Annotated in this window: 14 protein-coding genes and 1 pseudogene; 6 read left to right on the top strand and 9 right to left on the bottom strand. The window is 71.0% G+C overall.

Annotation, left to right across the window (positions count from 1 at the left end; all coding sequences use genetic code 11):
- Positions 1-104: 104 nt before the first annotated feature.
- From AB0I77_RS42080 to AB0I77_RS42060, 5 genes are all read right to left on the bottom strand, one after another.
- Positions 105-521 (bottom strand): VOC family protein, encoded by a 417-nt coding sequence (locus tag AB0I77_RS42080; RefSeq protein ID WP_363288134.1) that lies wholly within the window; start codon positions 519-521, stop codon positions 105-107.
- A gap of 94 nt (positions 522-615) precedes the next feature.
- Complete coding sequence (locus AB0I77_RS42075; protein ID WP_363288133.1) at positions 616-1983, bottom strand: hypothetical protein; 1368 nt, start codon at positions 1981-1983, stop codon at positions 616-618.
- Positions 1965-2705 (bottom strand): ATP-binding cassette domain-containing protein, encoded by a 741-nt coding sequence (locus AB0I77_RS42070; RefSeq protein WP_363288132.1) that lies wholly within the window; start codon positions 2703-2705, stop codon positions 1965-1967. Before AB0I77_RS42070 ends, AB0I77_RS42075 begins: the two co-directional genes overlap by 19 nt.
- Positions 2706-2888: 183 nt before the next feature.
- Entirely contained in the window at positions 2889-4280 is a 1392-nt protein-coding gene (locus tag AB0I77_RS42065; protein ID WP_363288131.1) for an aspartate aminotransferase family protein, read from the bottom strand.
- On the bottom strand, positions 4265-4777 hold the full coding sequence (locus AB0I77_RS42060; RefSeq protein ID WP_363288130.1) for an Lrp/AsnC family transcriptional regulator: 513 nt from the start codon (positions 4775-4777) through the stop codon (positions 4265-4267). Before AB0I77_RS42060 ends, AB0I77_RS42065 begins: the two co-directional genes overlap by 16 nt.
- 167 nt (positions 4778-4944) lie before the next feature.
- On the opposite strand from AB0I77_RS42060, the gene AB0I77_RS42055 reads away from it, so the two are divergent.
- Entirely contained in the window at positions 4945-6384 is a 1440-nt protein-coding gene (locus tag AB0I77_RS42055; RefSeq protein ID WP_363288129.1) for a gamma-aminobutyraldehyde dehydrogenase, read from the top strand.
- A 145-nt stretch (positions 6385-6529) separates the two neighbouring features.
- Positions 6530-7051 (top strand): hypothetical protein, encoded by a 522-nt coding sequence (locus tag AB0I77_RS42050; RefSeq protein ID WP_363288128.1) that lies wholly within the window; start codon positions 6530-6532, stop codon positions 7049-7051.
- Here AB0I77_RS42050 and AB0I77_RS42045 read toward each other — a convergent pair.
- Positions 7044-8059 (bottom strand): annotated as a pseudogene (locus AB0I77_RS42045) (serine hydrolase domain-containing protein). The gene AB0I77_RS42050 and the pseudogene AB0I77_RS42045 overlap by 8 nt on opposite strands.
- 349 nt (positions 8060-8408) lie before the next feature.
- On the opposite strand from AB0I77_RS42045, the gene AB0I77_RS42040 reads away from it, so the two are divergent.
- Positions 8409-10073: a sigma-70 family RNA polymerase sigma factor gene (locus AB0I77_RS42040; RefSeq protein ID WP_363288127.1), complete on the top strand. Its 1665-nt coding sequence runs from the start codon at positions 8409-8411 to the stop codon at positions 10071-10073.
- Here AB0I77_RS42040 and AB0I77_RS42035 read toward each other — a convergent pair.
- A complete protein-coding gene (locus tag AB0I77_RS42035) occupies positions 10055-10792 on the bottom strand; it encodes a glycerophosphodiester phosphodiesterase (protein WP_363288126.1) in 738 nt (245 codons plus the stop codon). The two genes, AB0I77_RS42040 and AB0I77_RS42035, sit on opposite strands and share 19 nt — an antisense overlap.
- A 43-nt stretch (positions 10793-10835) precedes the next feature.
- The gene (locus AB0I77_RS42030; RefSeq protein ID WP_363288140.1) at positions 10836-12005 is read right to left on the bottom strand and encodes an adenosine deaminase; all 1170 of its coding nucleotides are present in this window, start codon (positions 12003-12005) and stop codon (positions 10836-10838) included.
- Between the two features lie 88 nt (positions 12006-12093).
- Here AB0I77_RS42030 and AB0I77_RS42025 point away from each other — a divergent pair, with 88 nt between their 5' ends.
- Entirely contained in the window at positions 12094-12801 is a 708-nt protein-coding gene (locus AB0I77_RS42025; RefSeq protein ID WP_363288125.1) for a DUF4190 domain-containing protein, read from the top strand.
- A gap of 116 nt (positions 12802-12917) precedes the next feature.
- On the top strand, positions 12918-13412 hold the full coding sequence (locus tag AB0I77_RS42020; RefSeq protein WP_363288124.1) for a DUF4190 domain-containing protein: 495 nt from the start codon (positions 12918-12920) through the stop codon (positions 13410-13412).
- 30 nt (positions 13413-13442) lie between these two features.
- Here AB0I77_RS42020 and AB0I77_RS42015 read toward each other — a convergent pair whose 3' ends face one another.
- Positions 13443-14012 (bottom strand): NADAR family protein, encoded by a 570-nt coding sequence (locus AB0I77_RS42015; RefSeq protein WP_363288123.1) that lies wholly within the window; start codon positions 14010-14012, stop codon positions 13443-13445.
- Positions 14013-14220: 208 nt separating this feature from the next.
- Between AB0I77_RS42015 and AB0I77_RS42010 the strand changes: the two genes are divergently transcribed.
- Positions 14221-15756, top strand: coding sequence for a gamma-aminobutyraldehyde dehydrogenase (locus tag AB0I77_RS42010; RefSeq protein WP_363288122.1), 1536 nt, complete (start codon positions 14221-14223; stop codon positions 15754-15756).
- Positions 15757-15804: the final 48 nt, after the last annotated feature.

Raw genomic sequence — 15804 nt, 5'->3', positions numbered from 1 at the left:
GGCGTCGACGCGGAGCGTCGGCAACCGACGACAACGCGGCAGATGCGCGTGCCAGACCCCGCGTCTGCGGCGTGATCCAAACGACAGGCCCTAGGCACAGTGGTTCAGCCTTCGACGGCGGCCGGGTCCATCCAGATGACCTCCCAGGTGTGCCCGTCGAGGTCGTCGAATGCGCGGCCGTACATGAAGCCATGGTCCTGGGTCTCGCCCGCCGGGGAGCCGCCCGCCGCGAGCGCCTTCTCGACCAGCTCGTCGACCTTCTCGCGGCTCTCGGCGCTCAGGGCGATCATCACCTCGCTGGTCTTCGCGGCATCGGCGATCTCCTTCTTCGTGAAGGTCGAGTAGAACGGCTTGGTGAGCAGCATGGCGACGATGGTGTCGCTGATCACTACGGAAGCCGCGTTCTCGTCGCTGAACTGCGGGTTGATCGAGTAGCCCAGTTCCGTGAAGAACTTCTTCGAGGCGTCGAGGTCGTTCACGGCCAGGTTCACGAAGATCATCTGCTGGTACGTCGCGGTCATCGGTCTCTCCCATCGGGTGCCTGCTGTTCGGTGGGGTAGACGGTGCGTCCCGGCGGAACTCATCGGCCCGCGGAGATTTTTTTCGTACGGATTTTCAGCGGGCCAGCGGCAGCGCCGCCAACTCGGCGACGATCAGGGTGAGCGGGCCGAACAGGGCCAGCAGCGCGCCGGCGCGCAGGGCGGCGGCGCTGCGCAGCATCGTGGCGGGGGCGCCGATGCGCAGGAGTGCGGAGGTGGTGTCGGCGCGCGCCTGTTTGGCCTCGACGGCGGCGGTGAGGAGCGTCGCGACCGTGCAGCCGGTCACCAGGAGCAGGCCGAGGGTGGTCAGCGGGCCGAACGAGGGTCCGTCCGCGTCGTACAGCGCGGTCATGGCGTACGTCCCCGAAGCCACCGCGCACACGACACCGAGCGGGCGGCCGATGCGGGCGGCCTCCGCCATGAGGATGCGGCCGGCGAGGAGGCGGAGGGCGCCGGGGCGCGCCGTCTGGAGGAGACGGCCGCAGAAGTGGGTGAGGCCCGGGCCGGCGAGGGCGAGGCCGAGAGCGGTGAGGGTCCAGCCGACGAGGACGGAGGCGGGGCCCGTGGTCGCGAGGCCGCCGGGCATGGCGACGGGGGAGTCTGTCGCTGTCCGGGTGGCGTACGCCTCTACCGCTAGGCCTGCGGCCAGTACGGAGATACCCCAGGGGAGGCCCCGGGGGGCTGTCTGAGGGGCTGGGGGGAGGGTGTCGGGGTCCAGGTCGGGGGTGGGGGTGTCCGGGGTCGGTGCTGGGGGGTGGGTTTCGCTCGCCGGCTCGGGCGGGCTGCCCGCGGGCTGCGTGGGGCGGCTGTCCGCGCCTCGCAGGCGGGCGCCGAAGCGGCCGTACGCTCCGAAGGTCTCCCTGGCGACCGAGTTGCCGTACGCGCCGAAACGGCCGTACGACCTGCCCGCCGCGCCTGTCGACGCCGGTCTGTCCTCGTGGGGGCGCAGGACCCAGCCCACCGCCACCGACGAGATCGCCGGGGTCAGGGTCAGCAAGGTCAGGGCGGCCGGCAGGGGCAGGGGCTCCTCGGCGGCCAGGAACTCCGCCGCCGCCCCGTCGAACGGCAGGCCCGTCAGGTCGCCTCGGAGGTGGAGGAAGAGGAGGAGGGCCAGCATCGAGCCGAGGGTGCAGGACAGGGCCGTCGTCGTCGCCGAGGTCGCCATCAGGCGGGCCGGGCCGAGGCCGGCCGCGGAGAGGCCGGAGCGGGGTGCGGTGGCCGGGTCGGTGCGGGCCACGGCGACCGCGAAGTGGACCGTGGCGGCCAGCGGGGTCGCGCACCAGGCCAGGCGGAGGAGCGAGGCGGTGGGGTCGTCCGGGTGGCTCATCGCGTAGCCGAGGGTGCACAGCAGGAGGAAGCCCGTGCCCGCCGACGCCGTGGCCACCAGGAGGCGGCGCACCTGGACGACGGGGCGGGCGCCGCGGGTCAGACGGAGAGCGAGCACGCGGCCCGGCCTTCCGTCTCGGTCACCGCGGGGAGGTGCACGGTGTTGACGCTCCGCCCGTCCAGCAGTGACACCGTGCGGTCGGCGAGGGCCGCCGTCTGAGCCTCGTGGGTGGCGAGGACGACCGTGATGCCGTGCGAGCGGGCCGCCGTGGTGAGGGTGCGCAGGACCTGGGCGCGGTCCGCGCGGTGCAGGGGAGCCGTCGGCTCGTCCGCGAACAGGATCGTGGGGGCGGGGGCCAGCGCGCGGGCGACGCAGACGCGCTGGCGCTCGGACTGGCGCAGTTCGTGCGGGCGCTTGCGGGTGGTGTCGCCGATGTCGAGGCGCTCCAGCCACTCCAGGGCGGCCGTCTTGGCGCGGCGGCGGCTGGTGCCGCGCAGCATCAGGGGGAGGGCCGCGTTCTCCCAGACGCTCAGCTCGGGGACGAGCCCCGGTACCGGGTCGATCCAGCCGAAGCGGTCGCGGCGCAGTCTCTCGCGGGCCATCGGGCCCATGGTGTGCACGGGCACGCTGTTGAACCAGACCTCGCCGCGCCGGGCCGGGACCAGGCCGGACAGGCACCGCAGCAGGGTCGTCTTGCCGCTGCCGCGCGGGCCGCTGACGGCGAGGATCTCGCCCACCCGGACGCCGATCGAGACGCCGCTGAGCGCGGGGGAGCCGTCCTTGTGGGTGAAGTGCAGGGCGCGTGCCCAGAGCACGTCGTTGTCCGGCTGGGCCACCATGGGCGTACACCTCGTTCAGATCCGTAATTCCCCGTGCCGATCCCCCGTGCGGGGGAACGAAGGCAGGGCCGATCGGTTACAGGGCACGCTAGGGATCCGGGGCCGCAACACCGGACAGCACGCGGCCCGGGCGCACCCCTTCTCACTCGTACGGGTGCACCCGGGCCGCGGAACCGCCGGAGGCTACAGCTTCGTCCACGCCTCCGTCAGTGTCGCGCGCAGGATCTGCTCGATCTCGTCGAAGGTCTCCTGGTTCGAGATCAGCGGCGGGGCGAGCTGGACGACCGGGTCGCCGCGGTCGTCGGCACGGCAGTACAGGCCGTTGTCGAACAACGCCTTGGACAGGAAGCCGTAGAGGATCCGCTCGGTCTCCTCGGCGTCGAAGGACTCCTTGGTCGCCTTGTCCTTGACCAGCTCGATGCCGTAGAAGAAGCCGTTGCCGCGGACGTCGCCGACGATCGGCAGGTCGTGCAGCTTCTCCAGGGTGGAGCGGAACGCGCCCTCGTTGTCGAGCACGTGCTGGTTCAGGCCTTCGCGCTCGAACAGGTCGAGGTTGGCGACGCCGACGGCGGCGGAGACCGGGTGGCCGCCGAAGGTGTAGCCGTGCAGGAAGGTGTTGTCGCCCTGGTAGAACGGCTCGGCGAGGCGGTCGGAGATGACGCAGGCGCCGATGGGGGAGTAGCCCGAGGTCATGCCCTTGGCGCAGGTGATCATGTCCGGGACGTAGTCGAACTTGTCGCAGGCGAACATCGTGCCCAGGCGGCCGAAGGCGCAGATGACCTCGTCCGACACGAGCAGCACGTCGTACTGGTCGCAGATCTCGCGGACCCGCTGGAAGTAGCCGGGCGGGGGCGGGAAGCAGCCGCCCGCGTTCTGCACCGGCTCCAGGAAGACCGCGGCGACGGTGTCCGGGCCCTCCATGAGGATCTGCTGCTCGATCTGGTCGGCGGCCCAGCGGCCGAAGGCCACGGGGTCGTCGCCGAAGAGCGGCGCCCGGTAGATGTTCGTGTTCGGGACCTTGTGCGCGCCCGGGACCAGCGGCTCGAAGGGGGCCTTCAGGGCCGGCAGGCCGGTGATGGACAGGGCGCCCTGCGGGGTGCCGTGGTAGGCGACCGCGCGGGAGATGACCTTGTACTTGGTGGGCTTGCCGGTCAGCTTGAAGTACTGCTTGGCGAGCTTCCAGGCGGTCTCGACCGCCTCGCCGCCGCCGGTGGTGAAGAAGACCTTGTTCAGGTCGCCGGGCGCGTGGTGCGCGAGGCGCTCGGCCAGCTCGATCGCCTTCGGGTGGGCGTAGGACCACACCGGGAAGAAGGCCAGCTCCTGCGCCTGCTTGAAGGCGGTCTCGGCCAGCTCCGTGCGGCCGTGCCCGGCCTGGACCACGAACAGACCCGCGAGCCCGTCGAGGTAGCGCCTGCCCTTGTCGTCGTAGATGTAGGTGCCCTCACCCCGGACGATGGTCGGGACGGGAGCGTTCTCGTACGAGGACATGCGGGTGAAGTGCATCCACAGGTGGTCGTACGCGGCCTTGCTGAGGTCCTTCGGGCTGTCGGTGCTCACGGCTATCGGGTTCCCCACATGTAGGTCTGCTTCTTGAGCTTGAGGTAGACGAAGCTCTCGGTGGAGCGCACGCCGGGGATGGCTCGCATGCGTTTGTTGATGACGTCCAGGAGGTGGTCGTCGTCCTCGCAGACGATCTCCACCATCAGGTCGAAGGAGCCCGCGGTCATCACCACGTACTCGCATTCGGACATGGCGGCCAGCGCGTCGGCCACGGACTCCACGTCGCCCTCGACATTGACGCCGACCATCGCCTGGCGCCGGAAACCCACGGTGAGCGGGTCCGTCACGGCGACGATCTGCATCACGCCCTGGTCGAGCAGCTTCTGCACCCGCTGGCGCACGGCCGCCTCGGACAGGCCCACGGCCTTGCCGATGGCGGCGTAGGGCCGGCGGCCGTCCTCCTGGAGCTGTTCGATGATGGCGAGGGAGACGGCGTCCAGGTGGGGAGTGCCGTTCCTGGACGCCGTGTCCCTCTGATCTGCGCTTCGACTGGCCACCAGCTCACTGTGCACGAGGAGTCGACAGTTTCGCAAGGCTCGATCAATGAAATTCGTTGTTTACGAGCATGCGACTTGCGGATTTCGTAGAAACGGCGGGATCGGGGGTGTTGAAAACGTGGAGCAGCGGATTAGGGTGGATGTCATCTCAGTCACTGGACACCGACATTGGAGGGCCGGCAGTGAGCACCGAGCTACGTCGTCTGCGCAACTACATCGACGGTGAGTTCCGGGACGCCGCCGACGGACGGACCACCGAGGTGGTCAACCCCGCCACGGGCGAGGCGTACGCGACCGCGCCGCTGTCCGGGCAGGCGGATGTCGACGCCGCGATGGCGGCCGCCGCCGCGGCCTTCCCCGCCTGGCGCGACCAGACGCCCGCCGAGCGGCAGAAGGCACTCCTGAAGATCGCGGACGCGTTCGAGGAGCGGGCGGAGGAGCTCATCGCGGCCGAGGTGGAGAACACGGGCAAGCCGATCGGGCTGACCCGCTCCGAGGAGATCCCGCCGATGGTCGACCAGATCCGCTTCTTCGCGGGCGCGGCCCGGATGCTGGAGGGGCGCAGCGCGGGCGAGTACATGGAGGGGCTGACCTCGATCGTCCGCCGTGAGCCGCTCGGTGTCTGCGCGCAGGTCGCGCCGTGGAACTACCCGATGATGATGGCCGTGTGGAAGTTCGCCCCGGCGCTCGCGGCGGGCAACACGGTCGTCCTGAAGCCCTCGGACACGACTCCCGCCTCCACCGTCCTGATCGCCGACATCATCGGCTCGATCGTGCCCAAGGGCGTCTTCAACGTCATCACCGGCGACCGCGACACCGGCCGCCTGATGGTCGAGCACCCGACCCCGGCGATGGCGTCCATCACCGGGTCCGTGCGCGCCGGCACGCAGGTCGCCGAGTCCGCGTCCAAGGACGTCAAGCGTGTCCACCTGGAGCTGGGCGGCAAGGCGCCGGTCGTCGTCTTCGAGGACACCGACATCGCCAAGGCCGTCGAGGACATCTCGGTCGCCGGCTTCTTCAACGCCGGGCAGGACTGCACGGCGGCCTGCCGCGTCCTCGTCCACGAGGCCATCCACGAAGAGTTCGTCTCGGCGCTCGCCAAGGCCGCCGCGGATACCAAGACCGGGCAGCCGGACGACGAGGACGTCCTGTACGGCCCGCTGAACAACCCCAACCAGCTCGCGCAGGTCGAGGGCTTCATCAACCGCCTGCCCGCCCACGCGCGCGTGGAGACCGGCGGCAAGCGCGTCGGCGACAAGGGGTACTTCTTCGCCCCGACCGTCGTCTCCGGCGTCAAGCAGGACGACGAGATCATCCAGAAGGAGGTCTTCGGCCCGGTCATCACCGTCCAGTCCTTCACCGACGAGGACCAGGCCGTGGAGTGGGCCAACGGCGTCGAGTACGCCCTCGCCTCCTCCGTGTGGACCAAGGACCACTCCCGCGCGATGCGGATGTCCAAGAAGCTCGACTTCGGCTGCGTGTGGATCAACACCCACATCCCGCTGGTCGCGGAGATGCCGCACGGCGGCTTCAAGAAGTCCGGCTACGGCAAGGACCTCTCGGGGTACGGCTTCGACGACTACACGCGGATCAAGCATGTGATGACGTCGCTGGACGCGTGAGCCTCAGGAGGTCTCGCGGAACCGTGGCCCCGGGCGGGGATGTCCCGCCCGGGGCCACGGTGTTCTCCCTCCCTGGCGGGTGGGTGTGGCGCGCAGGCCGGAGGGTGGTTTTGAACGTGTTCAATAACAGGCGTACCCTCCTGTCATGAGCGACAGAGCCGCCCTCCTCAAGGGCATCCGCGCATGGCTGGTCATCTTCGTCGTCTGCCTGGTGCTCAGCGGCGCCACGGCCTTCCCCCTGGTGCACGAACTGCGCTGGACCGAGGAAGCGCTCCGGGCCCTGTCGGTCCCGGAGTACCTGCCCGCGCTCATGGACTGGATCGAGCGCGTCCGGAGCGGAATCGACACCGTCGACGCCGAGTACCCGTTCGTGCTCTACGGCACGGACTGGCTGGCCTTCGCGCACCTCGTCATCGCGGTCGCCTTCTACGGCCCCTACCGCGACCCGGTCCGCAACATCTGGGTCGTCGAGTTCGGGATGATCGCCTGCGCCGGGATCGTCCCGCTCGCGCTGATCTGCGGGCCGGTACGGGGGATTCCCTTCTGGTGGACCGTGATCGACATGTCGTTCGGCGTCTTCGGGGTGATCCCCCTGTACCTCGTACGGAAGAAGATCAAGCGGTTGGAGGGGCTGACCGTGAACGCGCCCGCGGTACTGGCTACTTGAGGGCCGCCCGGGCTATCCGCTCGGTGACGGGGTTCATGTCCTCGCTCTTCGCGTCCGTCGCGCCGACGGAGACGACCAGCGTGCGCGACAGGTCGCGGGTCGCGGCGATCAGTGTGCCGTAGCCGTATCGGGCGCCTGATTTGAGCCAGTAGAGCTGGCCCTCGAACTCGAAGCGCTGGAGACCGGCGCTCATGGTGGCGTCCTTGATGTGCCTGGGGACCGTGAACATCTCCTTCAGCTGCGGCCGGGGGACCAGGTCGCCGCGGAACAGGCGGGTCAGCAGCCGCTCCAGGTCCACGGTGGTGGAGATCATGTCGCCGGCCGCCCAGCGGTCCGCATGGTTCCACTCGGTGACGTCGACGAAGGCCGTCGTGCCGTCCGGCTGCCGTACCGCCTGGTAGCCGAGGTTGTGCGGGCCCCGGATGGAGGGGTCCGTCCCGGGGAAGTACGTGTCCCCCATCCCGGCGGGCAGCAGGATCCGCCGTGTGGCCTCCGAGGCGTACGAGTGGCCCGTCACCAGCGTGTCGAAGCGGTGGGCGTACAACTCCTCGAAGGTGGTGCCGAGGCCGGCGCCCGGCTGGATGCCGCTGGTGTGGTTCAGCGGCTGCCGTACGGTGACCGGCTCGAAGTTCCCGGTGAGCAGCCCCGGGAGGTAGTGCTGCACGGGCGCACGACGGCCGCCGTCACCACCTTCGTCGTCGAACCGGACCGGAAGCGGGCGTCCGGGTCCGCCGCCCGGCGGCTCTCCAGATCGTGCACGCCCGCGCTGCCGCGCCAGGTGCCGTCCGTGCCGCCGACCCGGACGAGGGCGGCGGTGGCGTCGTCGTCCGGGAGGCCCTTGAGCGCGGCCTTCAGGGCTTTGGTGTCGAGCCCGGTCGTAGAGGTGGAGGTCGTGGAGTGCGCGGCCGCCGGTGCGGACGCGGCTAACGCGGGGACGGCCAGCGGACCCGCCCCCAGGGCGAGGACGACGGAGGCGACGAGGACACTCGTGCGACGGCGAGCGCGCATGCGGCTGCTCCAGAGGTCGAAGGGGTCTGGTGGGGTGTGGCGGGATGTGGCGAGGTGTGACGGGATGTGTCTGTGATCATCTTCCGGCCGTACGCCGTCCCCCGGATCGTCGGCTGGTAGGACCCCTGTCCCTGGCGCGACCCCGAGTAAGTGCCGTGCCCGGTAAGGGGGTTGTCGGGGAGCACCCCTAAGGGCGCCAAAAAACTGTTATCCCGGGTGCCTTCACACCGTCTCCGCACTGTGATCCCCACTGTGATCCCGGACATAGCCAACATCCCCGGCCTGCCTGAGAGGGTGCGTGCAGAAACGAAGTGACAGCCACGCAAGCGACAGCCTCGGAAAGGACGACGTGGACACGCGGCACTGGCGCTCCACCATCGCCGCCGCGCAGGCCGGCGACCGGCAGGCGCTGGACGAGCTGGTCGCGGGCTGGCTGCCGCTGGTCTACAACATCGTCGGCCGTGCCCTCAACGGCCACGCCGACGTCGATGACGTCGTCCAGGAGACGATGCTGCGGGCCGTCGACCACCTCGGCTCCCTGCGCGACCCGGACAGCTTCCGGTCCTGGCTGGTGGCGATCGCCATGCGGCAGATCCGGGACCGGGCCCGCCGCCGGACGCCGGCCCGGCTGGACGAGTCGGTGCCGCACGAGGCCGCCGACTTCGCCGAACTGACCGTGCTGCGGCTCCAGTTGGAAGGGGAGCGGCGCGAGGTCGCGGAGGCGGTGCGCTGGCTCGACGACGAGGACCGGCAGCTGCTGTCCCTGTGGTGGCTGGAGGTCGCCGGCGAGCTGTCCCGGCGCGAGCTGGCCGCGGCCGTCGGCATCAGCCGGCAGCACGCCGCCGTGCGCGTCCAGCGGATGAAGGAGCGCCTGGAGACCTCACGCGGCATCGTGCGCGCGCTGGACGGCGCCTGCCCCGACCTGCGCGAACTGACCGGCCGCTGGAACGGGCGCCCCGACTCGGTCTGGCGCAAGCGACTGGCCCGGCACATCCGGGGCTGCGGCTACTGCGGCGACGCCCGCGAGCCCGTCGTACCGGCGGAGCGCCTGCTCGTCGGGATCGCGCTCGTCCCGATCCCGGTCGGCTTCACGCTCTCGCTGGCCTTCGGCGGCAAGACGGCCGTGGCCGCCACCGCCGCCGGCACCTCCGTCGGCTGGTCGGCGAAGGTGCTGACCGCGCTCGCCAAGCCCGCCGTGGCCATGACGGCGGGCGCGACCATCGTCGCGGGCGGCGCGTACGTCGTCACCCAGACCCCGGACGCCCCGCCCCCGCGCGCGGCCGTCACCCCCACCGCCCGCGCCACGCCCGGCCCGCCGACCCCTTCGGCCTCCCCCTCACCCTCACCCTCACCGTCGGCGACCCGGCGACAGCAGCAGCCCGACCTGTACGGCACCGTCGTCGACGCCGTCGACCGGGCGCCGGACCCGAACGCCGAGCCCGCGGCCCTGCCGCACCGGCCCGAGTCGGGGATCACCAGCACCGGCGGCCGGCAGGCCGTGATGCAGCACCGCGGGGACAGCGTGACGCTCAGCGGCCAGGGCTATGTCCTGGTGCGCTGGCAGATCTCGCCGCACTCACGGCCCGGCGGACTGGTCATGCCGTCCTGGACCGGTCTGAAGGGAAAGCTCTTCCACGTCGCGTCCGGCGGCGGCCGTCGTATGGACGATCCGCTGGCGGGCGGCTCGGACGGCTACGCCACCGGCATGGGCGGCCCTGACATCGGCTACACGGTCCTGCCGGAAGGCACCCAGCAGATGTGGCAGAACGAGTACTTCTACGTCGACGGCAGCGTGACCCTCACCGTGAACGAGCGCGGCGCCGACTACGGCCTGACCGTCTTCCCCTCGAGCTGGGAAGCGGCGGAGAAGGACGTGCTGACCGGCCCCGAGCAGGGCGTGATCCGCTACGGACTGGTCCGCGACACCGGCAAGGACACGGCGCCGGTGCCGCAGTACGTCACGCGCGAGACGCCGGCCGATCCGGCGACGGTGCCTCAGGAGTCACGTGTGTAGCGCTCCCGCCCGGCGTCCTCGCCCTGTTCCGGTCCGCCGCCGTCGCGCAGTGCGCACAGGGTGTCGATGCGGTTCGTCGTGATCGAGTCGACGCCCATGGCGAACAGGCGGCGCATGGAGCGGCGGGTGTCGGGGGTCCAGACGGACAGCAGGTAGCCGTCGGCGTGGACGCGGTCGGCGAGGGCACGTTCGACCAGTCCGAAGCGGTAGTTGAGCCACCGCGGCCGTACCGCGTCCAGCAGTGCGGGCCGCGGCGGCGCCAGCGTCGTCCAGGTCAGCGCGATCTCGGCGGCCGGGTCGGCGGCGCGTACGGCGAGCATGGCCCGGGCGTCCGCGCAGTAGTACACGCGGTCCTGCGCCCCGCACTCCCGTACGACGTCCACGACCCGGCGCGCCACCCGCACGTCGGAGGTGCCCGGCAGGTCGAGCATCACCCGGCTGCCGTCGGTCGCGGCCAGCGCCTCGGCCAGCGTCGGAACCAGGGCGGACGTGAGCCCGTGCACCTCGTCGGCCGACAGCGACAGCAGCGGCCGGTCGTGCTCCCACAGCCGCTTCAGGGTCTCGTCGTGCAGCAGGACGGGGACGCCGTCCCGGGTGAGCCGTACGTCGATCTCGACCGCGTCCGCGCCCTGACGGAGCGCGGAACGCAGCGAGTCGACCGTGTTCTCGCGGACGCGGTAGGGGTCGCCGCGGTGGGCCACGGCGGTCAGGTTCTGCATAGGGCTCATTGTGCTGGGCGTCCCGCGTGCGGTGTCAGGGGTATCAGGGGGCGAGCCAGGCCGAGGTGTATGTGTCGATCTCGTCCTTGATCCGGGTCTTGCCGGCCTCGTCGAGGAAGGACACCTCGACCGCGTTCTTGGCCAGCTCGGCCAGGCCCCGCTCGTCGAGGTCGAGGAGCCGGGCGGCGACCGCGTACTCGTTGTTGAGGTCGGTGCCGAACATCGGCGGGTCGTCGGAGTTGATCGTGACGAGGACGCCGGCCTTCGTGAACTCCTTGATGGGGTGCTCGTCGAGGGTGCGGACCGCGCGCGTGGCGATGTTGGACGTCGGGCACACCTCCAGCGCGATCCGGTGCTCGGCGAGGTGCGCGAGGAGCTTCGGGTCCCGGGCGGAGCTGGTGCCGTGGCCGATGCGCTCGGCGCGCAGGTGGGTGAGGGCGTCCCATACGGTCTCGGGCCCGGTGGTCTCGCCCGCGTGCGGCACCGACCGCAGTCCGGCGGCGATCGCCCGGTCGAAGTAGGGCTTGAACTGCGGCCGGGGTACGCCGATCTCGGGCCCGCCGAGCCCGAAGGAGACCAGTCCCTCGGGGCGCAGGCGGTCGTCGGTGGCCAGCCGTGTCGTCTCCTCGGCGGCCTCAAGACCGGCCTCGCCGGGAATGTCGAAGCACCAGCGCAGTACGGTCCCGAACTCGGCCTCGGCCGCCTTGCGGGCGTCCTCGATCGCGTCCATGAAGGCACGCTCGTCGATGCCGCGCCGGGTCGAGGAGAACGGGGTGAGCGTCAGCTCGGCGTAGCGCACCTGCTGCCGGGCCAGTTCGCGGGCCACCTCGTACGTCAGCAGCCGTACGTCCTCCGGCGTGCGGATCAGGTCGACGACGGACAGGTACACCTCGATGAAGTGGGCGAAGTCCGTGAAGGTGAAGTAGTCGACCAGTGCCTCGGGGTCGGTGGGCACCTTGGAGTCGGGGTGGCGGGCGGCCAGTTCGGAGACGATCCGCGGGGAGGCGGAGCCGACATGGTGCACATGCAGTTCGGCCTTGGGCAGCGACGCGATGAAGGCGTGCGGGTCGCGCGGGGCGAAAGCGCTGAGCGCGTCGAGGTGGTCGGTCAAGGGGGCCTCCCCGGACAGGGCGCCGGGCACCGTGTGCGGTGCGGCGCGGGTGATCGGCTGATCGAGTGCAGGGACATCGTAGGCGGCGGGAGCGGGGGGAATCCCGGTGCGGGGTGCGGCGGTACCGGGCGGTGAAGCGTGGGAGGTGAGGCCGTAGCATGTCGGCGAGAACGACCGAGGGGGACGGGACATGACAGACGCGGACGCAGGGCGGCCGAGCGGGGAAGCCGGAGGGGGACACGACCCCTGGGCACCGCCCGAGAGCAAGCCGTCGCTGGACAAGGACCAGAGGCCCGGTACCGGGCAGCCGCCGGCCGTGCACGATCAGGCCACGGTCACCTCCCTGCCGGCGGACGGTTTCCCCGCACCCGCACCCGCACCCGCCCCCGGCTACGCCCAGCCCGGCTACCCCGCGTACCCCGCGTCCGGCGCGGGCGCTCCCGTCGGCGGCCCCGGTCCCGGCGTTCCTCCGCCGCCCGTCGCGCCCACCGGCCCCGCGGGCCCCGGCGGATACGGATACCCCTCCTATCCTCCCGGCTACGGCTGGCCCGGTATGCCGACGCCCCCGCAGAACGGCATGGGCACCGCGGCGATGGTGCTGGGCATCCTGTCCTGCTGCCTGTTCTGCGTCTACGGCGTGCTCTCGGTCATCCTCGGCATCCTTGCCGTGGTCTTCGGGATCAAGGGACGCAAGCGGGCCGAGCGCGGCGAGGCCGACAACCGCGGCCAGGCGCAGGCCGGCCTGATCACGGGCATCATCGGCATCATCCTCGGCGTCGTCGTGATCGCGCTGATCGTCATCGGGATCGCGGTCGCCATCAACGAGGGCGACGACTACGACGACCCCTATTACGGCGCCTCCTCCATGCTGTCGGTGTCCGCGGTGGTGAATCGCTGAATCCAGGCGCGTCCGGGGGCCGTTGCCGTGCGCGGCAGCGGCCCGCGCCAACGGTGTCCTCCGAGGTGATCAGGGCCATTACGATGCCCTGGCAGTCAACGAGGGGAGAGCAGTTCATGTCCGACGCCCATCCCGGAACCGGTGGATTCGGGCCGCCGCAGCAGCAGCCGCCGCCGCAGCCGTCCCAGTCGCCGCAGCAGCCGGCCGGGGGATACGCCTATCCGCAGTCCGCTCCCGGATACGGCTACCCGAACCCGGGCCAGGCCTACCAGAGCCCGGCACCGGCCTACCCGGCCGCTCCCGCGCCTGCCTACCCCCAGGTTCCCGGCTACGCCATGGCACAGCAGCCGAGCAACGGCATGGGCACGACCGGGCTGGTGCTCGGCATCATCGGGGTCGTGTGCAGCCTGACGTTCTTCCTGGCGTTCTTCGGGGTCGTCCTCGGGGTCCTCGGGATCATCTTCGGCGCGATCGGCCGGGGCAAGGCCAACCGCGGCGAGGCCACCAACAAGGGCGCGGCGACCGGCGGGCTCGTCTGCGGGATCGTCGCCACCGTGATCCTCCCGCTGATCGGGCTCCTGTTCTTCGCGAGCTTCATGAGCGCCCTCTGAATCCGCGGTGAGGGCGGGCCGGTCCCGCCCTCACCGCGGCCGCAACCGCTCCCGCGCCGCCATCAACGCGAACCCCAGCAGGTTCGGCCCCCGCCATCGCTCGGGATTCTCGGCCGCCTCGTCGTCCGCGGCCAGACCGATGCCCCACACCCGGTCCACGGGGCTCGCCTCCACCAGCACCTTCTTGCCGGTGTTCAGCAGGAAGTCCCGCAACTCGGCATGCGCGGCGAACTTGTGGACGCTGCCCTCGACCACGATCCCGAACCGCTCGCGCTCCCATATCGCCTCGTCGAAGCCGCGCACGAGCCGCCCCGCCTTCTTGGCCTCGGCCGGATGCTCCGCCGCCAGCACTCGCCGCTCCGCCTCCGCGTCGCCGAACAGCCGCGCTTTCCGCACCATCATCCAGTGCTCGGCGGTCGCATAGGTCACCCCGTCCACCTCGAACGGCGACGGCCACCACTGGCTCAGGCAGCTCGAGCCCACTTGGCCGTCCGGTCGCGGCCGGTGCCCCCAGAAGTACAGATACCTGATCCGCTCCCCGGCCCGGAACCGCCTGACCAGCGCTTCCCGCGAATCGAGCTTCCCCGTGATCCTTTCCATGCAGGCGAGTCTGGCAGGGACCACTGACAATCCGTCCCTCCTTTTCGGTGCCGACTCGACACCCGGTCGACAGATTCCGTCGCGTAACCAAAAGGCAACAACGGAATCACTTGTTGGACGCCCTTAGCTCTGTCAGGATCGGCACTCAAATCAAGCCAGAGCTACGTCATCCGCCCCAGGGAGCGGGGCGACGGCGGAGGGGAGCGGCATGCACAATCCGGGCAATGGCACCCCGGACCGGTTCGCGGCCCAGGAGCGCTTCGCGGACGGCGCCCAGTTCATCGCGGGCCGCCTGACCAAGGGCACCTCCGGTCGCACGCACGCGGTCGTCGACCCGGCGACCGGCGAGGACGTGTACACCTACGAGCTGGCGGGCGCCGCCGATGTCGACGCGGCCGTCGCCGCCGCCCGCGCGGCCTTCCCGGGCTGGTCCTCGGCCACCCCGGGCGAACGCTCCGACGCCCTGCACCGCTTCGCCGCCGTGCTCGCCGACCGTGCCGAGGACTTCGCCCGCGCCGAGTCCCTCCAGTGCGGCAAGCCGCTGAAGCTGACCCGCGAGTTCGACGTCCCGGGCACGGTCGACAACACCGCGTTCTTCGCGGGCGCCGCCCGGCACCTCCAAGGGCAGTCCGCGGGCGAGTACTCCGGCGACCACACCTCGTACGTCCGGCGCGAGCCCATCGGTGTCGTCGGCTCCATCGCCCCCTGGAACTACCCCCTTCAGATGGCCGCCTGGAAGATCCTCCCGGCGATCGCCGCGGGTAACACCATCGTCCTCAAGCCCGCCGAGCTCACCCCGCTCACCTCGCTGCTCTTCGCCCAGGCCGCGACCGACGCCGGGATCCCGGACGGCGTCGTCAACATCGTCGTCGGCACCGGCAAGGTGGCCGGTGAGCACCTCGTCGGCCACCCGGACGTGGCCATGACCTCCTTCACCGGCTCCACCGCCGTCGGCAAGCGCGTCGCCGAGATCGCCACCGCCACCGTCAAGCGCCTCCATCTGGAGCTGGGCGGCAAGGCACCCTTCCTGGTCTTCGACGACGCCGACCTGGAGGCGGCCGTCCACGGCGCGGTCGCGGGCGCGCTCATCAACACCGGGCAGGACTGCACGGCCGCCACGCGCGCGTACGTACAACGTCCCCTCTATGAGGCGTTCGTCGAGCGGACGGCCCCCTTGATGGAGACCGTCCGGCTCGGCGACCCCTTCGCGCCGGGCACCGACCTCGGCCCGCTGATCTCGCACGTCCAGCGCGACCGGGTCGCCGGTTTCGTCGACCGGGCGCGTGCCTACGCGCGCGTGGTCACCGGCGGCGAGGCCCCGCAGGGGGATCTCGTGAACGGCGCGTACTACCGCCCCACCCTGGTAGCGGACGCCGCCCAGGACAGCGAGATCGTGCAGTCCGAGATCTTCGGGCCGGTCCTCGTCGCCTTGCCCTTCGACAGCGACGACGAGGGAATCCGGCTGGCCAACGACACCCCGTACGGCCTCGCCGCGTCCGCCTGGACCCGTGACGTCTACCGGGCGAACCGCGCCACCCGCGAGATCAAGGCGGGCTGCGTGTGGGTCAACGACCACATTCCGATCATCAGTGAGATGCCCCACGGCGGATATAAGGCGTCCGGCTTCGGCAAGGACATGTCCGCGTACTCGTTCGAGGAGTACACGCAGATCAAGCACGTCATGTTCGACAACACGGCGGTGGCCCGGAAGGACTGGCACCGCACGATCTTCGGGGACCGATAGCCGTATTCGGGCCGCCTGACCCGCGGCCGCACACCCGCCCAGAAGGGC

It is taken from the genome of Streptomyces sp. NPDC050619 (assembly GCF_040654815.1).
GTDB lineage: Bacteria > Actinomycetota > Actinomycetes > Streptomycetales > Streptomycetaceae > Streptomyces.
The sequence above is the reverse complement of the archived record's forward strand: the minus strand, read 5'-3'. Positions and strand labels throughout refer to the sequence as shown.